This is a genomic window from Rosistilla oblonga, assembly GCF_007751715.1.
GTDB lineage: Bacteria > Planctomycetota > Planctomycetia > Pirellulales > Pirellulaceae > Rosistilla > Rosistilla oblonga.
On sequence record NZ_CP036292.1, the window covers coordinates 196,522 to 219,076 of the forward strand.

Below are 22,555 nucleotides of genomic sequence, written 5' to 3' on the forward strand. Positions count from 1 at the left end.
TGGCTTTGCCATTTTGTGATTCGCGGGTTGGTTTGGGCGTTGTGGATGTGCGCCCCCGTCGGAGGCGGCGTTCAATTGCGCGATCTGGTCCGGTGGTGTTCGCTGCGCTCAAACCACCGGCTACCGTTTGGGGTCCCGTCGGGATCCGCTGACTCATCCGTTTCGGCTGAAGCCTCGACTCCAGCCGTTCGCTTCGACAACCTGCTTGCCCTCTAGGTGGCCGAGCGTGATCATGCGGCGCATCGATCGTGTTGGCTGTTGTCGTCCGTTGCGGTGGCGCGGGGCGTTAGGGTTGTCGCCAGCAGAACCGCCGCCAGGGTTGTCACCGACAGGCATCCCAACGCGATCCGGAGGCTGAACAGTTCAGCGACGAATCCGATCAACGGAGGTCCCAACAGGAAGCCGAAGTAGCCGATCGTCGATACCGTCGCCAAGGCCACGCCTGCCGGGACGTTGTCCAGCCGTCCGCAGGCACTAAAGACGGCCGGAACGATCGTTGCAAAGCCGCCACCGATCATCGCAAACCCCAACAATGCCAACGCGAGATGGGACGAAGTGACGACGATCAACAACCCTGCCAACGCGACGAGCCCGCTGATCCGAACCTGATTCATCGGCCCCAGCCTCATCGACAAGCGATCGCCGGCAAACCGTCCCGCCGCCATTGCGATCGCAAAGGTCGCGTAGCCCGTTGCGGCAAGCCCTTCGCTGACTCCCAGAACTTGGTTCAATAGCACTGCGCTCCAATCGGCCATCGCGCCCTCCCCCGCCATGATGCAAAACGCAATCGCGCCCAACAGGAGCAAGGCCCGGTTTCTGCCGCGCGGCTGGGACGGTGCTCCGGTTTCCTCGTCCCGCGCGTCCGATGCGGCGGTTGACGATTCGATCAACAGGCGGGTAACGATTGGTACGATCGCAAGCGAAAGGAGCGCCGAGACCAGGGCAAAGTGCAGGCCAGCCGCGAGGCCCCAGAGTCCAATCACGCTACCCGCGATCGCGCCGGACAATCCGCCGACACTCCAGAGCGCATGGATCGATGAATTGATCGGCCTCTGCCACCGCCGCTCCACCTCCACCGCTTGGACATTCATCGACACGTCCAACATGCCGTGCCCGACGCCAAACAACAGCAACGCGATAAAGAACGCGGTCAAGCTAGGCATCAACGCCACCAGCGGCAGGCCCGCGATGTAGAGCAGCAAGCTGATCGCGACAACGCGACGACTGCCCCAACGCGAACAGAGCCAACCGGCGGTGGGCATCGCAACGACAGCTCCCAACGCCACCATCATCAACGCAACGCCTAAAGCAGCGTGCGATAGTTGGAACTGAGACTGGATGGCGGGGATTCGCGTCGCCCAGGTCGCATACAAAAAACCGTTCAGGAAAAACAATCCACGCACTGCCCAGAGAGAGGCCGTTAGCGGATTTCCCGACTCGTTACGCACAATCCATTGAGGTACGGCGATATTGTTCATAGGAGAATCGAATCGTGGATCCAAATTGGTGTTGATAATTGGCGACGCCAAATGTTGGTCGTCGACGAAGCATCCATGCTCACGAGGCGGCAGCCGCGGACGACGCATCTCGGGTGTCGGCATCGGTCGGCAGAATCGTCAGCCGATCGACTTGCGATTTTTCCCAACCCTGGACATCCAACCCGCTCGCTTCGAACAGCTCGCGAATCTTCGTCCGATCGGTCCAGCCCATCACATCTTCCAGAATCGGGATCAAAACGCTGAAGGCGTTGTCGCTCAGAACCGTCCGGCGGGCGATCGGGGCAAGGTGTTGGTTTTCGGAAACCGCGATCGTGTACCCGTCGCAGCGATTGACGTGCAGCATCACATGGACATCGGAACTGCCGTCGCCGACGTAGACGATCCGGTCCCAGCTGACTCCCAGCTGCGATTGCAGTTCGTCCAAGGCGGTCACCTTGCCGTAGCCCGCCGTCAATTGGGCGACCGAGCTGATCTCGCCCGAATCGGGGTCGAAGTTCAACCGGGTGCCGAAGATCCGATCGGCTGGCACGATTCCCTCGAGCGCCGACCGCACCACCTCTTCCGGCGATGCGGAGACGACATAAAACGTAAACCGATGGCCGTCGATGCCTCGATCGAGCAGGTCCATCAAAGGAGCCAGGTTCTTTTTCAGCCGAATCCGCCGTCCCGCTTCGACCAGGTGTTCGCGGCGGACCTGGCGGTAATCGGGATCGTGCAACAGCAGATAGGTCAGTTCGCCCCCCTGTTGAACCAGGTGGGAGCTGGCCAGTCCTTTGACTTTGCGTTCAAAGTCCGGCAGCCCCAGCATCTCGCTCAAAACTTCCCCCGAATCGTTGAAGCTAAGTGTCTGATCAAAATCGCTGGCCAACAGATAGTGCTTGGCTCGTCCTCCCTTTGCCGGTTCGGGCAGCTCGCTGCGCGTGTCGCTATCCAAATGGAAACGATCGGATTGGGTTACCGCGATACTCATCTTTGCCTCCGTTGAGGTGGTGTCTTCGATTACGTGGTGTTGCGTCCCTACGTCGGCAATCCTACGCAGGTGACGACCGGTTACCATGGACAGACTCGCCGAGAATGTCACAATAGCTGTAAGCACGTGCTGGCAACCTGTTAGTGACAAGCCCTTGAGGTCAGTTTGTGCCGGATTCACATCCAATGACATCTTTTGCAATCAATGCTTTGCAGGCATTCGGGAAACGTAAGGGGAATCGTGGCCGATACAAAGTACCGTCAAATCGCCGATGAATTGCTCGCCGACATTACAGCTGGGAAGTTCCAACCCACCGGTAGGTTGCCAAGTGAAACGCAGCTTGTCAGGCGTTTCGACGTCTCGCGTCCGACCGCCGCCCGGGCCCTTCGCGAGCTGCAGAATCAGGGGCTGATCGAACGGCGAGCCGGTTCGGGAACGTTTGTCCGTCAGCAGGCGGCGGTGGTCGAAGAGGGGCAACGAGTGATCGGGCTGCTGGCGCCGGAGATCGGTTCGACCGAGATCTTGGAAGTCATCTGCGGCGACATCGCGCGACTCGCCCGGCTGCATGACTGTGCCTTGCTGTGGGGCAGGGAAGGAGTGCACCCCAACGTCAACGAAGCCTTTGCCGATCCGACCAACGCCCAATCGGTGACCGTTGGTGCCGATCCGATCGAAGCTTCGCGACAGCTGTGCGACGCGTTCATTCAGCGGGGTGTTCCGGGAGTCTTTTTTGTTCCGCTGGAGCACCATCCCGACAGCCAAAACCTAAATTTCCGAATCACCGATCGATTGCGGCAGGCGGGGATCGCTGTCGTCTTGGTCGACCGCGACATCCATCCCTTCCCGCAGCGCAGCGAATTCGATCTGGTCGGGATCGATAATTTTGCCGCTGGATTTACCGCGGCATCACATCTATTGAAGCTCGGTTGCAACGGGCTGCTGTTTTTGGCGCCGCCGCAAACGGCACCGACCATCGCTCAACGAATCGCCGGAGCGCGGGAGGCGGTGATCTCCCAAGAGCCGTCCGCCCGCCCGCTGCAGGTTGCCCGGTTCGAACCGGACGACGTCGATGAGATCGAAAAACTGATCGCCCGGTTCCGTTTGGTGGCCGATGCGTCGGCCGCTGACGCTCGCGATCCACTGGACGCCATCATCTGTTCCAACGACCGCGTTGCCGCCACGTTGATGCAAACGCTGGCGAAGCTGGGGATCGAAGTGCCCCGCGACATCCGGCTGATTGGATTCGACGACGTGAAGTATGCGCAACTGCTGACCGTCCCGCTGACAACTATCCGGCAACCGTGCCGCGACATCGCGATGGTCGCCTTCCGATCGATGCTCGACTGCATCGAGAAGGTGGTGGTGCCGCCGCGTCAGTACCTGTTGGCAAGCCAATTGATCGTCCGCGAATCGTGCGGAGCCTACATGAAACCGCAGCCAATGTGACTCGTGCCGGCGTTTCGAAGCGGGCGTTGGTGCGAGGAAACAATGCAAAACACGGGTTGGGATCGCGAACACGCCCCTTTGCGAACTACAATCTCTTGGGAGAGACATGATGAGCGATTTGATGAAAACAACCGACAGCAGTGCGACCGACGAGGGTTCGACGGCGATGCCAGAACTGGAGCAAACCTTGGCGCACGATGGAGCGAGCCCGTCGGCGGGGGGAGACGCGGACACTGCGAAGGGGACCAAACAGAGTCGCGATTTGGCGTTTGCCGTTGCGCTATTGAAGATGGGGCACGCCAACGTGCGAACTCTTGCCGGAGCGGCGAAGAGTTGGACGACGCACGGCAATCTGTCGTTGGCCGATCATTTGTTCGAGCAGAAGACGATCTCGGCCGACCAGCGAACGGCGGTCCAACGCCGCTCTCAACAGATGCTGACGTCGATCGCCAAACTGGATCGCGATGCTCGCAGCAACGGCGCCAACGGAAACAAAGACCCGATGACCAGTTCGGATCGCGAGCGGCACTGGCTGGCTCAACTGGATCCCAACGGCAAGGTCGCCAAGTTGCTGGGGATCGCCGATACGTCGGTCCTGTCGCAGGACGAGGTCCAAGATCGGCAGGTCGGTTCGCGCTACACGTTGCTGCGTAAGTTGGGGCAGGGCGGTCTGGGGATCGTCTGGCTGGCTCGCGACCAAAACCTGCAGCGTTATGTGGCGGTGAAAGAGATCTCCCGCGAAGTGGCTCCGGGCGATGTCGCTTTGGACCACTTCCGCCGCGAAGCCGAGATCACCGGCCGGCTGGAACATCCCGGGATCGTTCCGGTCTATCAATACGGCGAGGATGAAGCGACGGGCAAGTCGTTTTACGTGATGCGGTTTCTTGGCAAGCGGACGATGCAGGATGCGATCGCCGAATACCACGAACGGCGCGAAGCGGGAAACGACGACCCGATGATGCTGCACCGGTTGCTGTCGGCGCTGATCAATGTCTGCAATTCGGTCGGGCACGCGCATTCGCGAAAGGTGATCCATCGCGATCTGAAGCCGGAAAACGTCGCTCTCGATGAGTTCGGCCAAGTGACCCTGTTGGATTGGGGCTTGGCGATGATCAACGACGCGTCGGGGATGTACGAAGTCAACGGCCGGACTGAACCGGGCGATTTGCACAGCGTCGGTTCGACGCAGGTTGGCCGCGTGCTGGGAACGCCCCTCTACATGGCTCCCGAACAAGCGTCGGGGCGGCTCGATGAAGTCGATGAACTGACCGACGTGTTCGCGCTTGGCGGGATGCTGTACGCGATCCTGACCGGCGTCGCGCCACATCAGTCGGCGATCGAAGACGCAGAGACGGGGAGCAGCCGTTCGGACATCATGTCGCAGATCGTTGCTGGCGAAGTCGTCCCGCCGATCAAATTGGTGCCGTCGGTGCCGCCGGAATTGAACGCGATCTGCGTCAAAGCGCTCTCGAGCAAGCGGTATCTGCGCTACGAATCGGCCAAGGCGTTGGAGATCGAGATCGAGCGATTTATCGCCGGGACACCGGTGCATGCCTACAAACCTCCCACCAAACAACGCCTCAAACGCTGGATGGCCGATCATCCGACGGCAACGCAGTCGCTGTTGTTGGCCACTTCGCTGCTGTTGATCGGTGGGGCGGCGATCGCTTACACCGCGCGTCAAGGCAGGTCGGCGCTGCAGCAGGCTCGTTATGCTTCGGCTCAGGAATTCACACGCGAACTCGAAGTGAATTTGAACTTCGAGACCGAGGGGATGGTCCGCAACCTGCACTTCGTTTCCGAGCTGCCGCTGATGGAAGCTGTCGTTGCATCGCATCAAGGTGGCACCGCAATCGCTCCGCAGCCGGACGGATCGATGGCCGAAGTCGGGCCAGTCGAATTGCTGAACCGCCAGGCGCATCTGTTCGGCGGTTTGCTGAAGGCGAACCCTGCCTACTTGGTCGCGTATTCATGCATCGAAGAGGAGGGAGGGGGGATCCGCGAACTGATTCGATCCGAACGCAGCGGAGTCGGGCGACGCGTCTTTCGTGTGCCCGAGCGAGATCTTTTAGCACGCGAGGCGAGCGAGCGCGACGAGGAGGGAACCCAAGTGATCCATTCGCTGCGTCCCGACGACGTGGTGCTGATCACCAACGACCAAATAAGCGAGAACGTGCCGGTCAACAACCGATCGCCGTTGGTCGTCAGTGGCGTCCAGGCGACCTTCGACAGCAACGGCCTCCTGTTTGGCTTGAACATTATCGAACTCGATCTCCGCAGTCGCTTGGAGGAACTGTTCACCGCCGTCGCTCCCGAACGGGTGACGATCTACGTGACCGATGTCGCTGGCAGTATCGTGTTGCAGTTCCACAATGGACGCGTCCAAGCTGTCGATAACGCTTCGATTACCGACGAGTTTACTCAGCTGAAAACCTTCTTCGCCGAAGGTGCAACGGCCAGCGAATTTGGTGATGGCTCCAAGGTCTTCGCCCGCCGAGTTCAGCTGGGCGGATCGCCAAAAGCTCAGCTGGGAATCATCGCCCACATCCAGCAAAAGTAGCTGCCCGCCACGCTTCGTTGCAAACCATCGCCGAGCACCGTTTGGCTGACCGGTGAGTTTGCATTGCGAGGTTAGTGGGCAAGATGTGGGATGGCCAAGTAGTGCACGTATCCGACGTCGCGCGGCCATTGCGATCGCCACTTGGCGAGCACGCTACCTGCAGATCCGGCCGCGAGTGATTCGGCGCGACCGATCACGCGGCTCGGTCCACCCAGCATCGCCAAGCTCGCCTCTTGGTTTTCCGACTGAGAAGTATCGGTGGCGGGCGGTTGGTAGGCCCGGCCGTCGGCCAACGCAAACCGCAGCTCGGGGAGCGAGGGGAACGCTTCGATCGAGAAGTCATTTACCAAGCGTTCCGGTTGGTCCAGCGGTTCGCTGCGGGTGACCAGCACACAGATCTCCATCCCCGATGGGCCGGAGATAGGGAAGACTTGGCCTTCGGTGGAAGGGAGCGATATGCGGCTGACCGGATGATTGGGAGGCCCGTCGCTATCGATCCATTGCGCTGTCCCGTCGCTGCCGATCCAATAGGCATAGACGTAGCGTGGTTCTTCGAGAGTGACATCGATCCGCACGCGATCACCCTCCTTGATCGCACTTTGGAACGGCGCTAGTTCGACACCGTTGGGCTCCTTTGCGACTTGCAGGTTCCAGGTCAGTTGCACATCGCGATCGGCGAGTATCGGCGGAACGTCAAGCGCTGGATTGGCGGCGGTGTTTGTCGGATCGATCGAAGCGGTGGAGTCCAGGCTCATTCGCGAAGGCAGAAATAAAGCAGCTCCCACGAGAGCGATCGCGACGACTGCGGCCGCCGGTGCAAGCCATCGCGAGCGAGTCGGCCGGTGGGAGTCGACCGGCGATGCATCGGATGATTTCAGCCAGTCCGCCAAACGCTGCTGGACCGCGGCAGCTGTCGCAGGCCGCTGGGAGGGCTTTTTTTGCAAACAGGCCAAACAGATCGCATCGATCTCCGATGGGATCTCGGCACGCAGTTTCGACGGCGGCTGGATCGGCCGTTCCGACATCAGTTCGGCAATGGTTTGCATAACGGAATCGCCTTGGCACGCGGGGCGACCGGTCAGTAAAGCATGCAGGACACCGCCCAGGCCAAAGACATCGGTCACGGCGGAAACCGATCCACGCTTGGATTCAAGCTGTTCCGGCGCCATGAAGCTGGGCGTCCCCAGCACGGCTCCGTCGACCGTCATCTGGTGCTCGCTGTCCGCCAAAAGTTTCGCCAACCCAAAGTCGACGACCATCACACGGCCATCGCGATGCCGCATGATGTTGCTGGGTTTGAGATCGCGATGGATCAACTGGCGTGTGTGCGCGTAATGAACGGCCGCCGCCGCGTCGCGAACGATCTCGGCGGCGGAGCGGACATCCAAAGGGCCCTCCGACAACTCATCCTGCAAGCTTTGGCCGTCGACTAAATCCATCACCAAGAAATAACCGCCATCGGGACAGCGACCGACCCCATGCACCGATACGATGTTCGGATGTTGCAGCGATGCGGTAACGCGAGCCTCTTGCAAAAAGCGGTCGACCAATCTTTGCGGCGCATTGTTCGTGCGAAGCATCTTGATCGCGACAGGCTTGTTCAAGCTCTTTTGAATCGCTTGGAAGACCGATCCCATGCCTCCCTGGCCCAGGCAACGCTGCAATTCAAAGTCATCCAGGCTGAGCGGTGCGGGGTTGAATTCCGATGTGTCGCGTGCCGAATCGTTTGCAACCGATCCGACGATCGTGCCAAACACATCGGCCTCGGCATCGATCCCCGACGGGACGGACAACTGGCGATCCACATCGGCCTGCAAATCGGGGAAGCGGCTGACAAATTCCTCTCGCAGCCCGGTCGCTCCGCCACGTGCACGGAACTCGCCAAGGACCAGTTCGGACCGCAATTCGGGTTCGCTATCGATATCGGGGCAAAGCTTGAGGTACTTCTCGGCGGCGATCGAATCACCGCGTGCCCAGCGGTATTTTTGATCGACAAGAATCGCATCGGCGCGGTCGCGTTGCGAGCAGTCGGCGATCTGCACCAACATTCGATCGAGCGACGGCGGATCGGTTGCGTTCTCCCAATCGTCGATGATTTGAGATAGCAGAGATGGCTCAAGCGAACTCATTGCTAGAACGACGCTCCTCGTTTGTAGTTGAGGGCGAGATTTCGAATTGCTTCACTCAGCCCGTTCGGAATCTCAATCAAAGCACTATACCATCGTTAACGCGATGGGACGCAGCGGCTCTTTGGATCTCATCCGCCTGACGCGCGTAGCATCAGGCGACGTCTGTTACCAAGGCGACATTCAGAGACTGCTTCGGATCACTTCTTGGAATCAGCAGCCTCCGCAGGAGCGGAGTCCGCTGGCGAAGCCTCTGTTTCCGGCTTCGCTTCTTCCTGCGGCTGTGCGTCGGGTGCTGTTCCTGCGGGATTTTTTGTTTGGGACATTACCAAGACCTTAAACCGTTCCTGAAGCTTGGCGTCTTGGAAGACCGTCGGGTCGAACATCCGTTGTTCCTTCGAGTCGATCTTTTCCCATCCGTTTGAATTTTTGGCAATGGTTAGATCGCTGAATCCGTTTTCATCGACGTCGGTCAAAATCAGGTCGAATTCGCCATCGTTATCGCGATCGTAAAAGACGCGATTGTTAGGCATGAGAGCAAGGGCGAACTCGCACTCGAATTGCTTCCGATCCTGTTTACCAGCCTTGTAGTCCTCGATGAAATTTGCGGGAGTGTCGCTGTCCAAGTCGACGACAACTCCGGTGAATGGAGTTTCATCGTCGATTGAAAAACGCCAGGTTTCGTAGACGTCGTCATCGTCCACGTCCAAGAAGTCGCTAGTCGCGGCGGGGGGCCAATAGTTTGGTTGGAAGACTTCCGACTTTTCAGGTCGGTTTGCTGTGAATTCCTTGACTTCGTCCAGATGCACGTGGTAGCTGAACTTGTCTAGGTTGACCTGTGAGTCCTTTTCGCTTGTCGGGATCGCAAAGTTTACCGCAACCAATTCGCCGTCGTTGTTCAGCAACGGGCCGCCAGAGTCGCCTGGATTAATTCCACAAGTCGAAAGCAACGCCTTCCGCGGTCGGCTTTGGCTGAGCGATTTGGCAAACGATTGCTTGGCATCGGAGGCCATCACCATCTGCGTCATGACCGTGTCGATCATATCGTGAGGGTACTTGGCGATACCGACAACTTCACCGCTACGCACAGACCAAAATACGCCTCGCTTCGGATGCCCGATGGTGATGCAGTCGGTTCCAGGAGTTGCGTTTTTCGCGGCGAACGCGATCGGTTTCAGTTCTCGTCCCTCGGGGACAGCCAGCAGTTTCAGAAGCGCCAGATCCTTCTCGGGGCTCGCTGCATAAACCAGCGCCGGAGAGGCCTGCTGGTTTAGCGTCATCATCCCATCTTCCAAGTCGCCGAAGTGGATAAATGCATATCGGCTAGCCGTGCCGATATCGATTCCGGCCGATTCGATCACGTGGTTGTTGGTCAGGATCCAACCGTCGGAATCGACGATGAATCCCGTCCCGTAACCGCCTCCCGCACGTACAACAACGACGGAGGGAGCGATCTTTGGAAACACGCTTGCCGCGGGGCCACGACTCGCTTGACCGAGCAGTGCGCCCAAGCCCTTGGGAATCGGTTTTGCATTCAGATCGATCGGTCCGGAGCCCGGTTGCAACGCGGCCAACGCTTGATCGGCATGCACCGGCAACGATACGGGCTTCCCCGTCTCCTCGTTTGCACTCGTCGTCGATGTCGACATCAACGCCGCAAGCGACATTAAAGCGAGGTTCTTCTTCCAGCTGACTTTTTTCATGGTGTCGGTCTCCAAAGGTAGTGATGGGGAATGCGTTCGTCTGAACGCGACTTAGCCCGCCGGATTGCAAGGCACTTCAAATGCTTCGCCTGAACGGTATCAGGACGGATCAGCATCGATTGTCGTACGGCGGGCTTCAGCCGCATCTAATGGTTCCGAATTCAAGCCGAAGTCGATAGACGGCGGTTTGAATACTTAGTTTCGAATTGCTGCAGATCGCCTCTGCAACCTTTCCTGCGAGCCACTCCCGTTCCTGAGTGCCGGAAGCAAAGTGGCTCGTGGGCTTACAAGCGTGTGATGGCGAGTTTCGCAATCATTACGTTTTTGATCGGAGTGTCGAATCCGATCTACTGACAGTTATCGAATCGTCTTTAGTTTTGAGTAATCTGGTCGCCAATCGATACGTCCAGAGCAACTGCCCCTGGCGTAGCCGGACTTGCAACCGCCGTCGTGGTCGCAAGCAGTTTCTCTAACTGTCGGAGTTCTTTATTGCGACGTTTTTGCAACTTTCGGTTCGGTAAGATTGCCAGCACCGAAAGGGCGACGATGATGCTGGTAGTGAGTGTTAGGAACACCCACAGGAACAACGAGTATCCTCTTTTCTCGGCGTAGTAGGCTGCGACGATGCAGAAGATCACGAGCCAAAACCAATCGCGACCGCTTGCTGATGCATTCCCAGACGCGCTCTCATCCAGCATCGCATCGCTTGTGGCAGATGGCAACGCTGGGGGAGTGGGCTCAGCGGGTGCCATCGCTGCGACGTCGGGCATGACGCCACTGGATTCTTCTGTGGTTGCCTGGTTTGCGAGTGCTTCGTTCATCGTCGCGATGTTAGCGTTGACGGTGCCCAGTAGAGCGTGGTCTGGGGCCACTTCGAGCAAGATTTCGCGGGCGCGATTAAGAAACGTTAATGCTTTGGCTGGGCCAGAGACATTGGCGTGATACACCCCGAAGCGATTCCCAATATCTGCATCGCGAACATCATACGGAAGTTCCAACTCACGCCGCAATGAATAACACTTGTCCAACGCCTGCATCGACTCAAGTGCTTGCCCCCGTTCGGTCTCCGCAATCCCCAGCGAATACAACAGCTCTTGCTTGAGAATCTGGTCAGGGAATCCTGATTTTTCGTTCGAATCCAAGCCGGCACGATAGCTTTCCGCGGCGGCTGCGGGTTGTTCAAACGCTCGTTGGAACCGAGCAAGTAGCATCCATGACTTTGCAATGTTAGGATGGTTTTCACTTAGCATCTGCTGTTCGATAGCGATCCCCTCACGGATGGCTTCGGCGGCTTCTTGCGGTCGATCGCCAATCCCCAGCAAGGCAGCTTCGTGAAACTTGATCGAAGCCATCGGTGATGAAACTTCACCAAACACAGCTGCATCCTTCTGCAATTCCTCTAGTCGTTGCATCGCTTCGTCCAGTTTGTCCGCACGAGCTGCTTCGCCGTTTTCGGCGAGCTTTTCATTCCATTTGGAAATCGACGCGATGCGATCGATCCGCTGCTGCATCGCCTGGATAGCATCCGGCTTCTCAAGATGCTCCAACAGGACCAACTGATGCGTTAGGAGATTTTGGTAACTATTGGAATCCGGCCCCATCAGCTTCTCTGCGGCTTCGATCGCAAGCGTGTTCTCGATCAACGCCTCTTCGTATTTCTCTTCCGACTCCAACGTGATAGCCAACCGATATCGGCTGTTGATCACCTCTAGATGGATCGGCCCCAGTGCACTTTCAATCAAGCGTAGCGATTCCTGCCGATACGGAAGCGCAGCAGCCGGTCCACGATGAGTTTCCAGCTGAGTTGCCAACCTGTCAGTGGCTGCCGCGACCACGGCAGACTCGAGTCCTGCAACGACCTTCTGGATCGCAATGATCTGTTCAAGGTTGGCGATGACGTCATCGAATTGTTTCAATTCGCTATTCACAGTGACAAGCGAATTGAGCGTCGTAATCAGCCGAGCGTCATTCTGGCCGCCTTCTTCAATTCTCAGTGTGAGTTGCGTTTGTAAAGATTCCAATGCGACTTCAAAATTGTTCGATCGATATGCCGCTATTCCCTGGCTTGTCAGCATCGCGTCTCGATTAGGCGCATACACGCTAGGATCGAAAGCGTCTTTCACAGCTTCGAGCGCCGCGAGAGCGGATTGAAAATGTGTTAGCGCTTCGGCAGGTCGATCTCGATCGATATCGATGAGCCCCAGCATGTTGTTGGCATTGGCAATGAGCATGCCGGGGTCGGCCAATTGCTCGGCGACGTCGAGTGCTTGCAGGGCATAAGGCTCTGCTTCATCGAAGCGTTTTTCGATGCGTGCACGATCAGCCAAGATAAGGATCTCGTTGGCTGCCTCACGCTCATCGGCATGACAAAATTGGCAAAGCGTTCCCGTGACGACCTGGCTTAACACCGCCAAAAGGATCGCGAAGATTGGTTGTCGGATCATGACGTGGTTGCTCCAGTTGAATCGGTTTGTGCAAAAGCAGTCGCTGCCGTTTGATATTCTGTCAAACGGTTAGAAAACATTTCCATGTTTTCGCTAGACGTAGGGGCGACGCGGCAGGCGAATTGAGATTGTTTTCCCGAGGGAAGCGAATACGTCACATAGTGTGTGGCGCGTCCAAACATCAGGATGATCAACGGGACGATAACAAAGCCGAGGATCCCTAACACGATTTGCAGGACTGGATTTGATTGCTCCATGCCAGCGAAAAGCAATCCGGCAACTCCCAGGAACCAAAGCAACAAGAACAGGATTTTTAGAAGTCCAAGCGACACCCAACGTCCCGTTGTTCGGTACTTTGTGATCCGCGCATAGGGCACCGTTCGCGTTGTTCGTTCGGTCAAAAGCGCCGTGTAGAATTGAGAGATGAATGGAATCCTGAACTTGGGCAGGTCGCCACACACCACGATCGCGGTTTCTTGGAAGTTGACATCGCCCTTTCCGGCAAAGTCCAGACGCTTACCAAATATCGAATTCCATAACGACATGCGTGGTATTTGAAATTTAACGTTGAATTTCATGATTGCACTCCCAGTTGGTTAGCCGACTGATCGCGCAATTCGCGAAACTCGAAACAGTAACCCGCGACGGCGAGGAACGAATCACAGACTCCGATGGCTTCCTGGTACAGCCGTAGTTCGAAATAGCTGTGTGCCAACAACATGCCAGCTTCCATGTTGTAAGGGTCATCATCGAGCATCAACTTGGCCTCAACCGCCGCTTGTTTTACTTGGTCATTCGCCAGAAGTGTCTCTGCGTACTTTTGCCGAACACCGAGGTCTTCGCTTCGTTCTTGAGCCATCGTTTCCAGGATTTTGAGCTGCATGCTCGAATCGCCTGCGTTTTCAGTAATCGATCGCCGCAGATCACGCCCGCGTTGCAAATATCGGATTCGTGAAAAGAGGTAGCAGGTCAGTGGGACAAAAATGAGCGAGAAAACAACCGATGCGAGCATTCCGATGCGAAGGGTGCCGTCGTCGATTTGAATCCCTCCTTTTTGTAGTCCAGCAAGCATTGCTGGCAAAACAGCGTCACTTACGAGATGCCCAAGAACGAGCGTCAATAGGCCAAGCACCGTATAGATCAGCGACCGTCCCCACTGTTGTTTGAAAAACGCCGCTCGCTGTCCTGTATAGAACAACCACAGTCCCAGCAGAACGATCACCGTCGATGGAACCATCAGTGGTCCCGCCCAAAAGATCGCACTGATCACGCAACCAATCGTGCATAAGCGAATCTTGCGATTTGTCTGGTCGTCGATGGTCAGTTTGTGGTCATTCCCTTGCTTCAGTTCGCCGGTCGAGGGTGACGATTGATCTCCCAGCAGCTTCAAAAGCTCGGCCGGAGATCCAGTTCGAGTGGACAATTGCTTTTCCAACAGCCCGTAGATAATTGTGGCTAGCTGATCATCGTTCGAATTTCCCAGTATGTCTTCGAGCGGGACCGGAGTCTTGTAAAAGACTTCCGACGCCAATTCTTTGACGGTTTCGCCGACAAACGGCAAATCGCCAGTAAGCATTTGATAGGCCACCACCCCCAATGCCCAAAGGTCCGATTGGGTCGTCGCGCGTCCACGCAACTGCTCCGGAGCCATGAACTGATAGGTGCCGCCGGTGTTTCGTGAAACTTGAATTCCGTCGGCGACGCGGCTGATCCCAAAGTCGGTCAACACAAAACGTGGGACATCGCGTGGTTGCCCGTCATCGGAGGTGATAACCAGGATGTTCGCAGGCTTGATGTCGCGGTGCAGGATTCCTGCCGCATGCGCATGTTGAAGTGCCGACGCCATTTGACGTAGAAACTCGCGAACCTCAGCGGCACTGAACGTCCCGTGCTGCTCGGCGTATTCTTTTAAATCTCGCCCATCCAAGTACTCCAGTGCGACAATCAATCGATCGTTGTCGATGAAGAAATCTAACAGTCCGACGATTCCCGGATGCCGAAGCTTGGACAGAATCTCCGGCTCCATCAGCAAACGATCCAAGTTGCCGCGGTTTTCAACCACTTTTAATGCAACCTTGGTTTCGGGAGCGTCGACGTGATGGGCGAGGTAGACCGTTCCGTGAGCCCCTTTGCCAATTTCTTGCCGAAGCATATATGGCCCAATCTTCCGTTCGGGCGGGGGCGCACCGCGGTTATCCAAATCAGGTTTGTCGGGCATCGTTGCAGTAGTCATGTTCACCTTGTCAAAGTTGTTCAAGTCATTGATTTCAAATTTGGTTTGTCGTGGGCTCGTTATTCAATGGTGACCAGATCACCAACCGAAGCGTCCACGACAATTCCTGGATTGTTGTAAGGCGTCATCTCAACTTCGGTTTGCACCGCAGAGGCTCCGATGAACTCTTCGCGGCGAATCAGTACTTCCAGGGTTAAGACGCCGCCGATCATCAGTCGGTCGCCGGTTGCCAATAGTGAGGGCTGATCGTTGGAGAGTCGGCGACCGTTGAGATGGGTGCCCACTGCACTTCGGTCGATTGCGAAGTAGTCATTTCCAATTCGGTGGATTTCGAGATGTTGCCGACTGAGCTTGCGAGTTTTCGCTTCGGAACCGGGGACCCGGATCACAAAGTCGTTTCCTTCTTCGGGCCCTTGGCCCGGCTTGCGACGCTGACGACCGACCCGAACGATTTTTGCACTCCGCGGGGCATGGTATGCGTATGGGGATCCGGCAACCTGCAGATACAGTTGACTGAAGAGTCGATTGGCCGAAGTTTGCGATTCGCTGGAGGATGCATCGGACGGGCTTTGCTGTTCCGTCAACAGCGCGACCGCGTCGGGAAAGCCAGGAGCGACGCGAAGGACTTCGTTCGCCAGATGCTTCCCGGTCTCGATGTCCCCACCGGCAGTTGCCTGTTCGGCACTCGCCATGTGCGTCTGAACCTGAAACAACCATTGCGCCCGTTTTGCTTGATAGCCTGAAAACGCAATTCGGCGTTGGTTGCGATACTGATGAATGTTCCAAACATCGACGCCGTAAGCGAAGGCCGAACAGAGCGAGAACAATAGCAAGATCGGACCATATAGATCCATGATGCCTAGCGATGCCACATACTCAAACGCGGGCAAACGACGCTGTGTTCGCATCTGGTACAGCACGGCCAAACGCAGTTGCGCCGAGTCGTTTGTTATCACGACGCTCAAATGGTTGCCGCCACTCTCTTGAATTTGCGGATAGGTCGCTTCTCGCCATTGCTGGATTCCAATCGCTTCTTCGGAAACGATTTCCAACGGCAAACGATTTGCCAAATCACTCGCCACCTGGATGTCGCCGGGGGAATCCGCAACCAGATAAACTTTGACGCGTTCGACGAGACCCGACGGTAGCGTGGTCCAGTGCGTTGAACTCGCTTCGCCGGAATTCGAGAACGCCTGCTCGCAATCGTCCGACCACGATTGCAACCAAGCCGTGCGGTCAATGCGAAACGCAAATCCCAGCAATCCGGTCACGACGATCGTTGCAAGCATCAACGCCAGTCGGTGTTTGCGGATTGCGGGTGGCAGTTCGTCTTGCTTCGGCGGCAATACGGTAGGGATGTCAAACGCTGGCAGCGGGCTAGCGCCGGGCCCGATCGCTGCATCGCTTTGTGTCTGATCGCCTTCTTGGGTCGGCCCATAATTCGATTGCAAAACTCGGCGGCAACCCGAGCATCGCACCGCGTCTGCAAGGTTTGTCTCGCCGCAATGAGAACAGGTTTGCGGTTGGTCGGTGCCGTCTTGTTCCGGTTCAGCCGTAGGACCAATCTCAATTTTCAGCACTCTCCGGCATTGAACGCAGCGGACAGCGTCAGCTTTGTTTTCCGATTGGCAATGAGGGCAAATCGCTTCGCCGGCAGGTAGGGACGCAGACATCAACTGTGTACCTCAATCGATAATTCACCGAGGAGAAAATTCTGTTGTTCGCCTATCGATTGCCCCTCATCATTCGATTCGTCCAGATTCATCCGCCAGCGAATCTCCTGTTTCGAATCGAGGATAAACCCCGAGTTCTTTGCTTCTTCCGGCAATGCGGCTCGATCGCAATCGCGAAGAATCAAAGCCAGCGGCATCCGATCTTCGCTTGCGATACACCAACGGGATGTTTCCTCTGCTCCTTCGCCCGTGGCAAACCAAGCAAATTGCTGCTTCTCAGCGTTTGCGGTTTGAAACAACAATCGCACTTCGTTAGCCAGTTCCACATGCTCGCCCGAATTCAATTGCCGCTTCCCGGAAATGGGCTGGTCGTCGACGGTCGTACCGTGGCGAGAGTTCAAGTCTTCGAGTGCGATCGATTGGTTCTGTCGATTGATGGTCACGCGAGAGTGCTGGTTGCTGACGTTTCTTGAAGCTCCTGGAAGCGTAAAGGAACAATTCGGGTCTCGGCCAAAAACTGCTTCCGGTCCAAACGCACAATGGGCTTCCCAGTTAGCTCCCGCCACAAAGACAAGGCACTTCTTCGTTTCCTCGGCTGAAACAGGAACTGCCGGCGTCGTCGGATGAGTTGTCACATCAGCCGACGACGGGGTGAAGGGGAAGGGTTGGGCGGTGTTGATCGGCGGCTGTGTCGACGCGAAGGTGGTTGTTGGTTGCGATGTCATACGACGCAGCAGCAAAGCAGTCGCCGCGAACACAAACATCGCGATACCGACCAACAACCACCGATAGGAACGCCCGCTTGTCGATTGGCCCGCGGGGACGGTAGCCACAACTGGCTCGGGCATGGCGGATGTTGCAAGCTGCATCTCCGCAGTTCCGACTTCCAACCCGGTGGGGAAGAAATAGAAGTCCCCCTCGCCGTCAAGCCAGCCGCCTCGGGGATCTTGCCGAACGTTTTCCAATTGTCGAATGCGGCGTGGAATAAATGCAAAGAGCTCGCTGGCGGTGAACAATCTTCGATCTTCTTCCGCACCGGGGCCATGTTTCAACGCATCCAACAGCACGCTGGTGAACGGCGAATGATCGCTGGCACCTACAGAGTCCGCTGCGACCTGTGTCGCCTGGGCGGCTGCGATCGCTTGCAAAGCCGGGGCATGGAACAACGTTTCACGCAGTCCGCGATTAACTCCCGCCGATCGAGAGCTGTGGAAGTTGAACACCTCACCCGAATGACAACTATCGAGAATTACCAGCTTGTGTCTCGCCAAGCAGTAGTCCTGCAGCATTCGCATCATGTCATCGATACGCAAGCAGGTGACTGGATCGACACCTTTCCCTTCGATCACGTGTAGGTCCGATGGATACAGCATCCCGACGTATGACTCTTCTTTCTGGCTGTACCTTTGCTGTCGCACGCCATGTCCGGCGTAAAAAACGAGCACGCTGTCGTCTTCATGCACGATCGAAGGATCGCCCAGGAACGCGGAGCCGAATTGGCTGCGGATCTTTTGCAGCGTGGCATCCTGGCCGAGCAGCAAATGCACGTTGGCGTCAGCGAATCCGTAGTGATCGACCAACATGTCGCGAACAGCCTGGGCATCCTGTTCCGCCGTCTCCAGACGCGGCACTTCGATCTGCGCGTCGGGATCGAGCGAGTCGTAGTTGATGCCAACGATAACCGCATGCTGTTGCCGATAACGCAGCGGTTTGACACCACCGCGCCGTGAGTCGGCGTTACAAGGCAGTCCGCCCAGCAACGCCAGCAGGATGACGTTGCAGACACACGACCTGATGAGAGCGAAGCTACGGTGTGCTATCCGTCTCATCTCGATATCTTGCTTTCTGTTGGACAAGTAACACTTGACGGTGTCAGAGTATGCGCCAAGACGGATTTTCTGTAGCAAGATCCAGTCCTTTCTCTTCAGCCCCGATCGATACATGTTGGCGTCACCAGATTTCAGACCTTGGCTTCGATCGCTTGCCCAGCCGCCAACGGCCGAGAAATCATTGCGTTTTAGGGTGCGCAACCAACTTGTGAAATGTCGCGTTAGTCGCTTGAACCGATTCATCGCCAATCTCCACTCAGTGAAAACGCGGCCCAGAATTGGGGCGATAGGCGGTTGGGGTGTGTTTTGTTTTTCGCCGGGCGGACGCGGCGGTCTCCGCGAAACGATTCGTTATCGAGGACTTCTTCGGGGTGATTTAGTAGATGCAACTGAGCCTCACGCAGCGCGTCGAGCTTGCTCATCTTCTTTTCCCATAGATTGCGATAGAAGCGTTCCATCAGCAACTTTGTCGCCACGTCGCCAACCTGCCACAAACTGGCGACCGTCGATCGTGCACCGGCAACTTGAAACGATCGCTGCACGCCCAATAAGCCCTCGCCGCCAGCAACTTCGCCCAGCCCCGTTTCGCATGCGGAAAGGACCACGAGGTCGACGTGATCCAAACGCAGTGCAGCGATTTCATCCGCAGTGAGAATGCCATCGTCTTGGTCCAGTTCCGGTTTTCGATTGGCACCACTAAACGCCAGTCCCGACAACAATCCGGGGTTAAAGCCACGAACGATCTGGTCTCGTTCCGAAGCGAGCCGTTGCATGTCGCTACGTTTCGCGTCGCCGGCCAATGCAGATTTCTTATCCGCAGCGGCGAAGAATCCGTGAGTTGCCAGATGCAACGTGCGATACTGTGGCGCTGCTGCTCGAAACGCATGCTCGGTTGCTTCGTCTTGACCAAGCGACTTGATATCTGCGGAACTCGCATCCGCCTGTTGGCTGAAGACCGATTTAATCGTCGCGATTTCGCCGACAGTTCCGGGCAGGTTGGCGAAATGTGTATCGGATCCGCGAACCAATGCTGTGCTCAAGGAATTTAATGCGATCTTCTCTGCCTGGTTCGACTCGGCGTCGTAGTTCACGTCGCCCATCACAAGCAAGCTGTTTGTCGATTGCTCGGGAGGTTGACCAGCGACCAACGAGGGCAACAGTTGGGGGACGGGAATGAACGCGAGCCGATGGTCCTCGACCAAATACGTGTCCGGCTTCTTCCCAGGCAGGGCCTGCAGTGGAAGTCGCCCTAAAACGCCATCGACGGAAACCAACACAAGATCGGTGATCCCGAGGTGCTTTTCTAGCGGCTCCCAGATCGCTTTGCGTAGGCTCTGTCCCGCCGCAACTCCGTCTCGGGAAGTTCCAAACGATTGTCGCCAAGTGTCGATTGCTTCGCTGATAGGAGCGACCGGGCCTAGATCCAACAATGCGATCGGTTGATCCTTGCGGATCACGAATGCTATTAAACTCCGAACCCAACGATGGTCTTTGTTGGTGATTTCATCGGGGTTTGGGCGTGAATACTCAACGAAGTCCACAAGAGTTGCGTCGGGTGGAAGTGCGGTGAGCAAATCCTCCAGCGCAACGGGATCTTGGGCATTGCGGAACGTCACGCTTTGCTGACTCAATTCCGCCTCGAGTTGCTCTTTCTCTGCCGTCAGGTCTGTGATTTGACGCTTCCACGAATCTTGAGTTTTGGGGTCGGGGAAGATCCGCGACAACGAAGCCAAACGTGTGGCGGTTTGCTGAAGATTTTTAAATAACGGAGCTAGTTCTTCATCGTCGACAACGGTTCGCATTTGCTGTTGCCGCACCGATGTCGCACCTTTCCAACTGAGGACTTCGCGAAATGCGCGCGTCTGAAATTGTTCAGCATCAACGACCATCGCGAGATACGAGTCCAATTGATAACGGATACTACCGGCCATCACCAATTGCTGACGCTCCGATTGGATGATCGCGGCAGTATCTAGCCCGGCACGTGCAGCGTGCAAACTGTTTCGAAACAGTGGGTCGGCGAGTGCGAAGTCTTTACGAGTGTAGAATATCGCAGCGAGATCATATCGTAATCCGAAGGTTTGCGGATGTTGATCTCCTAGGATGGTTGTTGACGTCTCAATGGCTTGCCGGAGCAATCGCTGAGCAGTTTCCAAATCGCCCGTCCTAGCGGCGAGTAAGGCCAAACCGCGTGTCACACTCAGATACTGCTGGTGTTCGTCACCGAATACTTCTAGGACCAAATCGCGGGCGCGTTGTAAATGAGTTTTCGCCTGCTCGTACTCACCGACATCGAGATAGAACTGCCCGATTTGGACAAGTTCCTGCACATACTTTGGATGCGATTCACCGAAGTTCTGTTTGTAAACAGACAACGCATCCTGGAATGCGGCCTCTGCCTTCTCAGTTTCGCCCATGGAAGCCAAGGTTGAGGCAAGATTGGATGTGCTAGTTACACTATCGGGATGTTCATTACCGAGTATTTTTCGGACGATCGCATTGGATTGCCGATAGAGCCCCGCTGCTTTGGCCCCATCCCCCATCCCTGAATAGAAGCTGGCGAGACTGTCGAGGCTCTCGGCGTAATGGACGGAATGCTCGCCAAAACTCTGTTTGCGAATTTTGAGTGCCTCTTGGAAGAGCTTTTCTGCTTCGACGAAATTCGCTTGGTCGAGCCGCAAGGTCGCCAATTCATCGAGACAGGTAGCGTAGGTCGGGTGCTGCACGCCAACGACTCGGCTGTTTAGCAATTCGATAGCTTGTTGCAACAATTTTTCAGCTTGCTCAAAATCCCCTTCGACCCTGCACAGGCTGGACAAATCGCTCAGAGCGCGAGCGTAGGATGGATGTGATTTTTCACGAGCACGTGATAGCAGATGCAGTGTTTCTTCGAGCAGTTTGCGAGCATTATCGTGATCACCCTTGGTTCGATAGTTCCTGGCAAAATCATTCAGGCAAGCCGCGTAATTAGGATCTTGCTTGCCTTGATTTCGCTCAATGAGTGCGAGCGTTTCCTTGTACGCCGCTTCCGCCTTGGTGTATTCCCCTCGATTGCTGTAAACAATCGCAAGATCGCCGAGCATGCGTTGGTACTCGGGATGCTCTTTGCCGACCGTGTTTTCGGTGATCGTTAACGCTTGATTGTAGAACGCTTCGGCTTCATCAAAACGTCCCATCGCCATGTAATTGCGTGCTAAGTCGCCTAGTGTTTCCTGCACGCTTGCATCGGCTTCACCGACAGACTGCATGAGAACCTCTAACGCCTTTTCTAAGCTTGTTATCGCACCCTGGTATTCGCCACGGCTGTTTGCCAGTAATGCCCATGTGATGAGGCAACTGGCATACTGAGGGTGTTGGTCGCCAAAGAGAATCTCGCGAATACGGAGCGCTTCGCGGGCAAGTGGTTCGGCGGCTTGGTAGTGATGGATGGTCGAGTACGCAAGCGATAACCTTTCCATCGTTTCGGCAGTCTGCGGATGCATCTCACCTAGTATCGACTTCTCGATCTTAAGTGCCTTCTTGCCTGAATCGATCGCTCTAAGATAGTCTCCGGCCTCTTCAAAGATTCGTTGTTCCTGACGCAATTCCTCCGCTTGCTTGAGGCTCTCGCGTTGTTTCGGTGTAAGTTCCTGATAGATTTGCACGTCCTTGAGATGCAATCGAGTTTCTGCGGTTCGCCAGTCATTTTCCCCGAGGGCTGGTTCGATGATTTGCAACGCTTCGGTGAGCGATGTCTCGGCACCAGCAAAATCATCGACGCGACGCTGAAGCTCTGACAGCATAACTAACAGTTGAGCGGTATCGACACTTGGTCCGCCAGTAATCCGTCGTTGCATGGTGAGCAACCGCTGCATCGTTTCAATCGCCTTGTCCAGTTCACCATTCACTTGGTGCTGCTGGGCCTGCTGCATTAAACCCTGCATCGTCTCCAGTGTTTGCTCGCTTTCTACTTCGCGAAGCTGAGCATGGACTGTCGAGTTCAGGCACATCGTCGCAGCGATAGCAAAGACACAGGCGAAATGCCACAGCGAAAACTTAAAGCGGAACGGTATGTTCATCGGAATGGACTATC

12 protein-coding genes are annotated in these 22,555 nt (G+C 56.3%); 2 read left to right on the forward strand and 10 right to left on the reverse strand.

The window, feature by feature from the left end:
- Positions 1-230: 230 nt before the first annotated feature.
- Positions 231-1,403, reverse strand: a complete 1,173-nt coding sequence (locus CA51_RS00655; protein ID WP_197451493.1) for an MFS transporter — start codon at positions 1,401-1,403, stop codon at positions 231-233.
- Positions 1,404-1,557: 154 nt separating this feature from the next.
- On the reverse strand, positions 1,558-2,469 hold the full coding sequence (locus tag CA51_RS00660; RefSeq protein ID WP_145117226.1) for an HAD-IB family phosphatase: 912 nt from the start codon (positions 2,467-2,469) through the stop codon (positions 1,558-1,560).
- Positions 2,470-2,709: 240 nt separating this feature from the next.
- Here CA51_RS00660 and CA51_RS00665 point away from each other — a divergent pair, with 240 nt between their 5' ends.
- Together CA51_RS00665 and CA51_RS00670 are read left to right on the forward strand one after the other, a co-directional pair.
- Positions 2,710-3,915, forward strand: coding sequence for a GntR family transcriptional regulator (locus CA51_RS00665; protein ID WP_231745915.1), 1,206 nt, complete (start codon positions 2,710-2,712; stop codon positions 3,913-3,915).
- Positions 3,916-4,024: 109 nt separating this feature from the next.
- Complete coding sequence (locus tag CA51_RS00670) at positions 4,025-6,475, forward strand: serine/threonine-protein kinase (RefSeq protein WP_197451494.1); 2,451 nt, start codon at positions 4,025-4,027, stop codon at positions 6,473-6,475.
- A gap of 71 nt (positions 6,476-6,546) precedes the next feature.
- Here CA51_RS00670 and CA51_RS00675 read toward each other — a convergent pair whose 3' ends face one another.
- From CA51_RS00675 to CA51_RS00710, 8 genes are all read right to left on the reverse strand, one after another.
- A complete protein-coding gene (locus CA51_RS00675; RefSeq protein WP_145117229.1) occupies positions 6,547-8,604 on the reverse strand; it encodes a serine/threonine-protein kinase in 2,058 nt (685 codons plus the stop codon).
- Positions 8,605-8,801: 197 nt separating this feature from the next.
- The gene (locus CA51_RS00680; protein WP_145117230.1) at positions 8,802-10,304 is read right to left on the reverse strand and encodes a S1 family peptidase; all 1,503 of its coding nucleotides are present in this window, start codon (positions 10,302-10,304) and stop codon (positions 8,802-8,804) included.
- A gap of 371 nt (positions 10,305-10,675) precedes the next feature.
- The gene (locus tag CA51_RS00685) at positions 10,676-12,748 is read right to left on the reverse strand and encodes a tetratricopeptide repeat protein (RefSeq protein WP_145117231.1); all 2,073 of its coding nucleotides are present in this window, start codon (positions 12,746-12,748) and stop codon (positions 10,676-10,678) included.
- A complete protein-coding gene (locus CA51_RS00690) occupies positions 12,745-13,326 on the reverse strand; it encodes a hypothetical protein (protein WP_145117232.1) in 582 nt (193 codons plus the stop codon). Before CA51_RS00690 ends, CA51_RS00685 begins: the two co-directional genes overlap by 4 nt.
- Positions 13,323-14,900, reverse strand: coding sequence for a serine/threonine-protein kinase (locus CA51_RS00695; RefSeq protein ID WP_197451495.1), 1,578 nt, complete (start codon positions 14,898-14,900; stop codon positions 13,323-13,325). Before CA51_RS00695 ends, CA51_RS00690 begins: the two co-directional genes overlap by 4 nt.
- Before the next feature lie 140 nt (positions 14,901-15,040).
- The gene (locus CA51_RS00700) at positions 15,041-16,432 is read right to left on the reverse strand and encodes an FHA domain-containing protein (RefSeq protein ID WP_197451496.1); all 1,392 of its coding nucleotides are present in this window, start codon (positions 16,430-16,432) and stop codon (positions 15,041-15,043) included.
- Between the two features lie 221 nt (positions 16,433-16,653).
- Positions 16,654-18,483 (reverse strand): caspase family protein, encoded by a 1,830-nt coding sequence (locus tag CA51_RS00705; RefSeq protein WP_197451497.1) that lies wholly within the window; start codon positions 18,481-18,483, stop codon positions 16,654-16,656.
- A gap of 239 nt (positions 18,484-18,722) precedes the next feature.
- Positions 18,723-22,541 carry a CHAT domain-containing tetratricopeptide repeat protein gene (locus CA51_RS00710; RefSeq protein ID WP_145117236.1) on the reverse strand — a complete coding sequence of 1,273 codons (3,819 nt, stop codon included), beginning with the start codon at positions 22,539-22,541 and terminating at the stop codon, positions 18,723-18,725.
- Between the last annotated feature and the right edge of the window lie 14 nt (positions 22,542-22,555).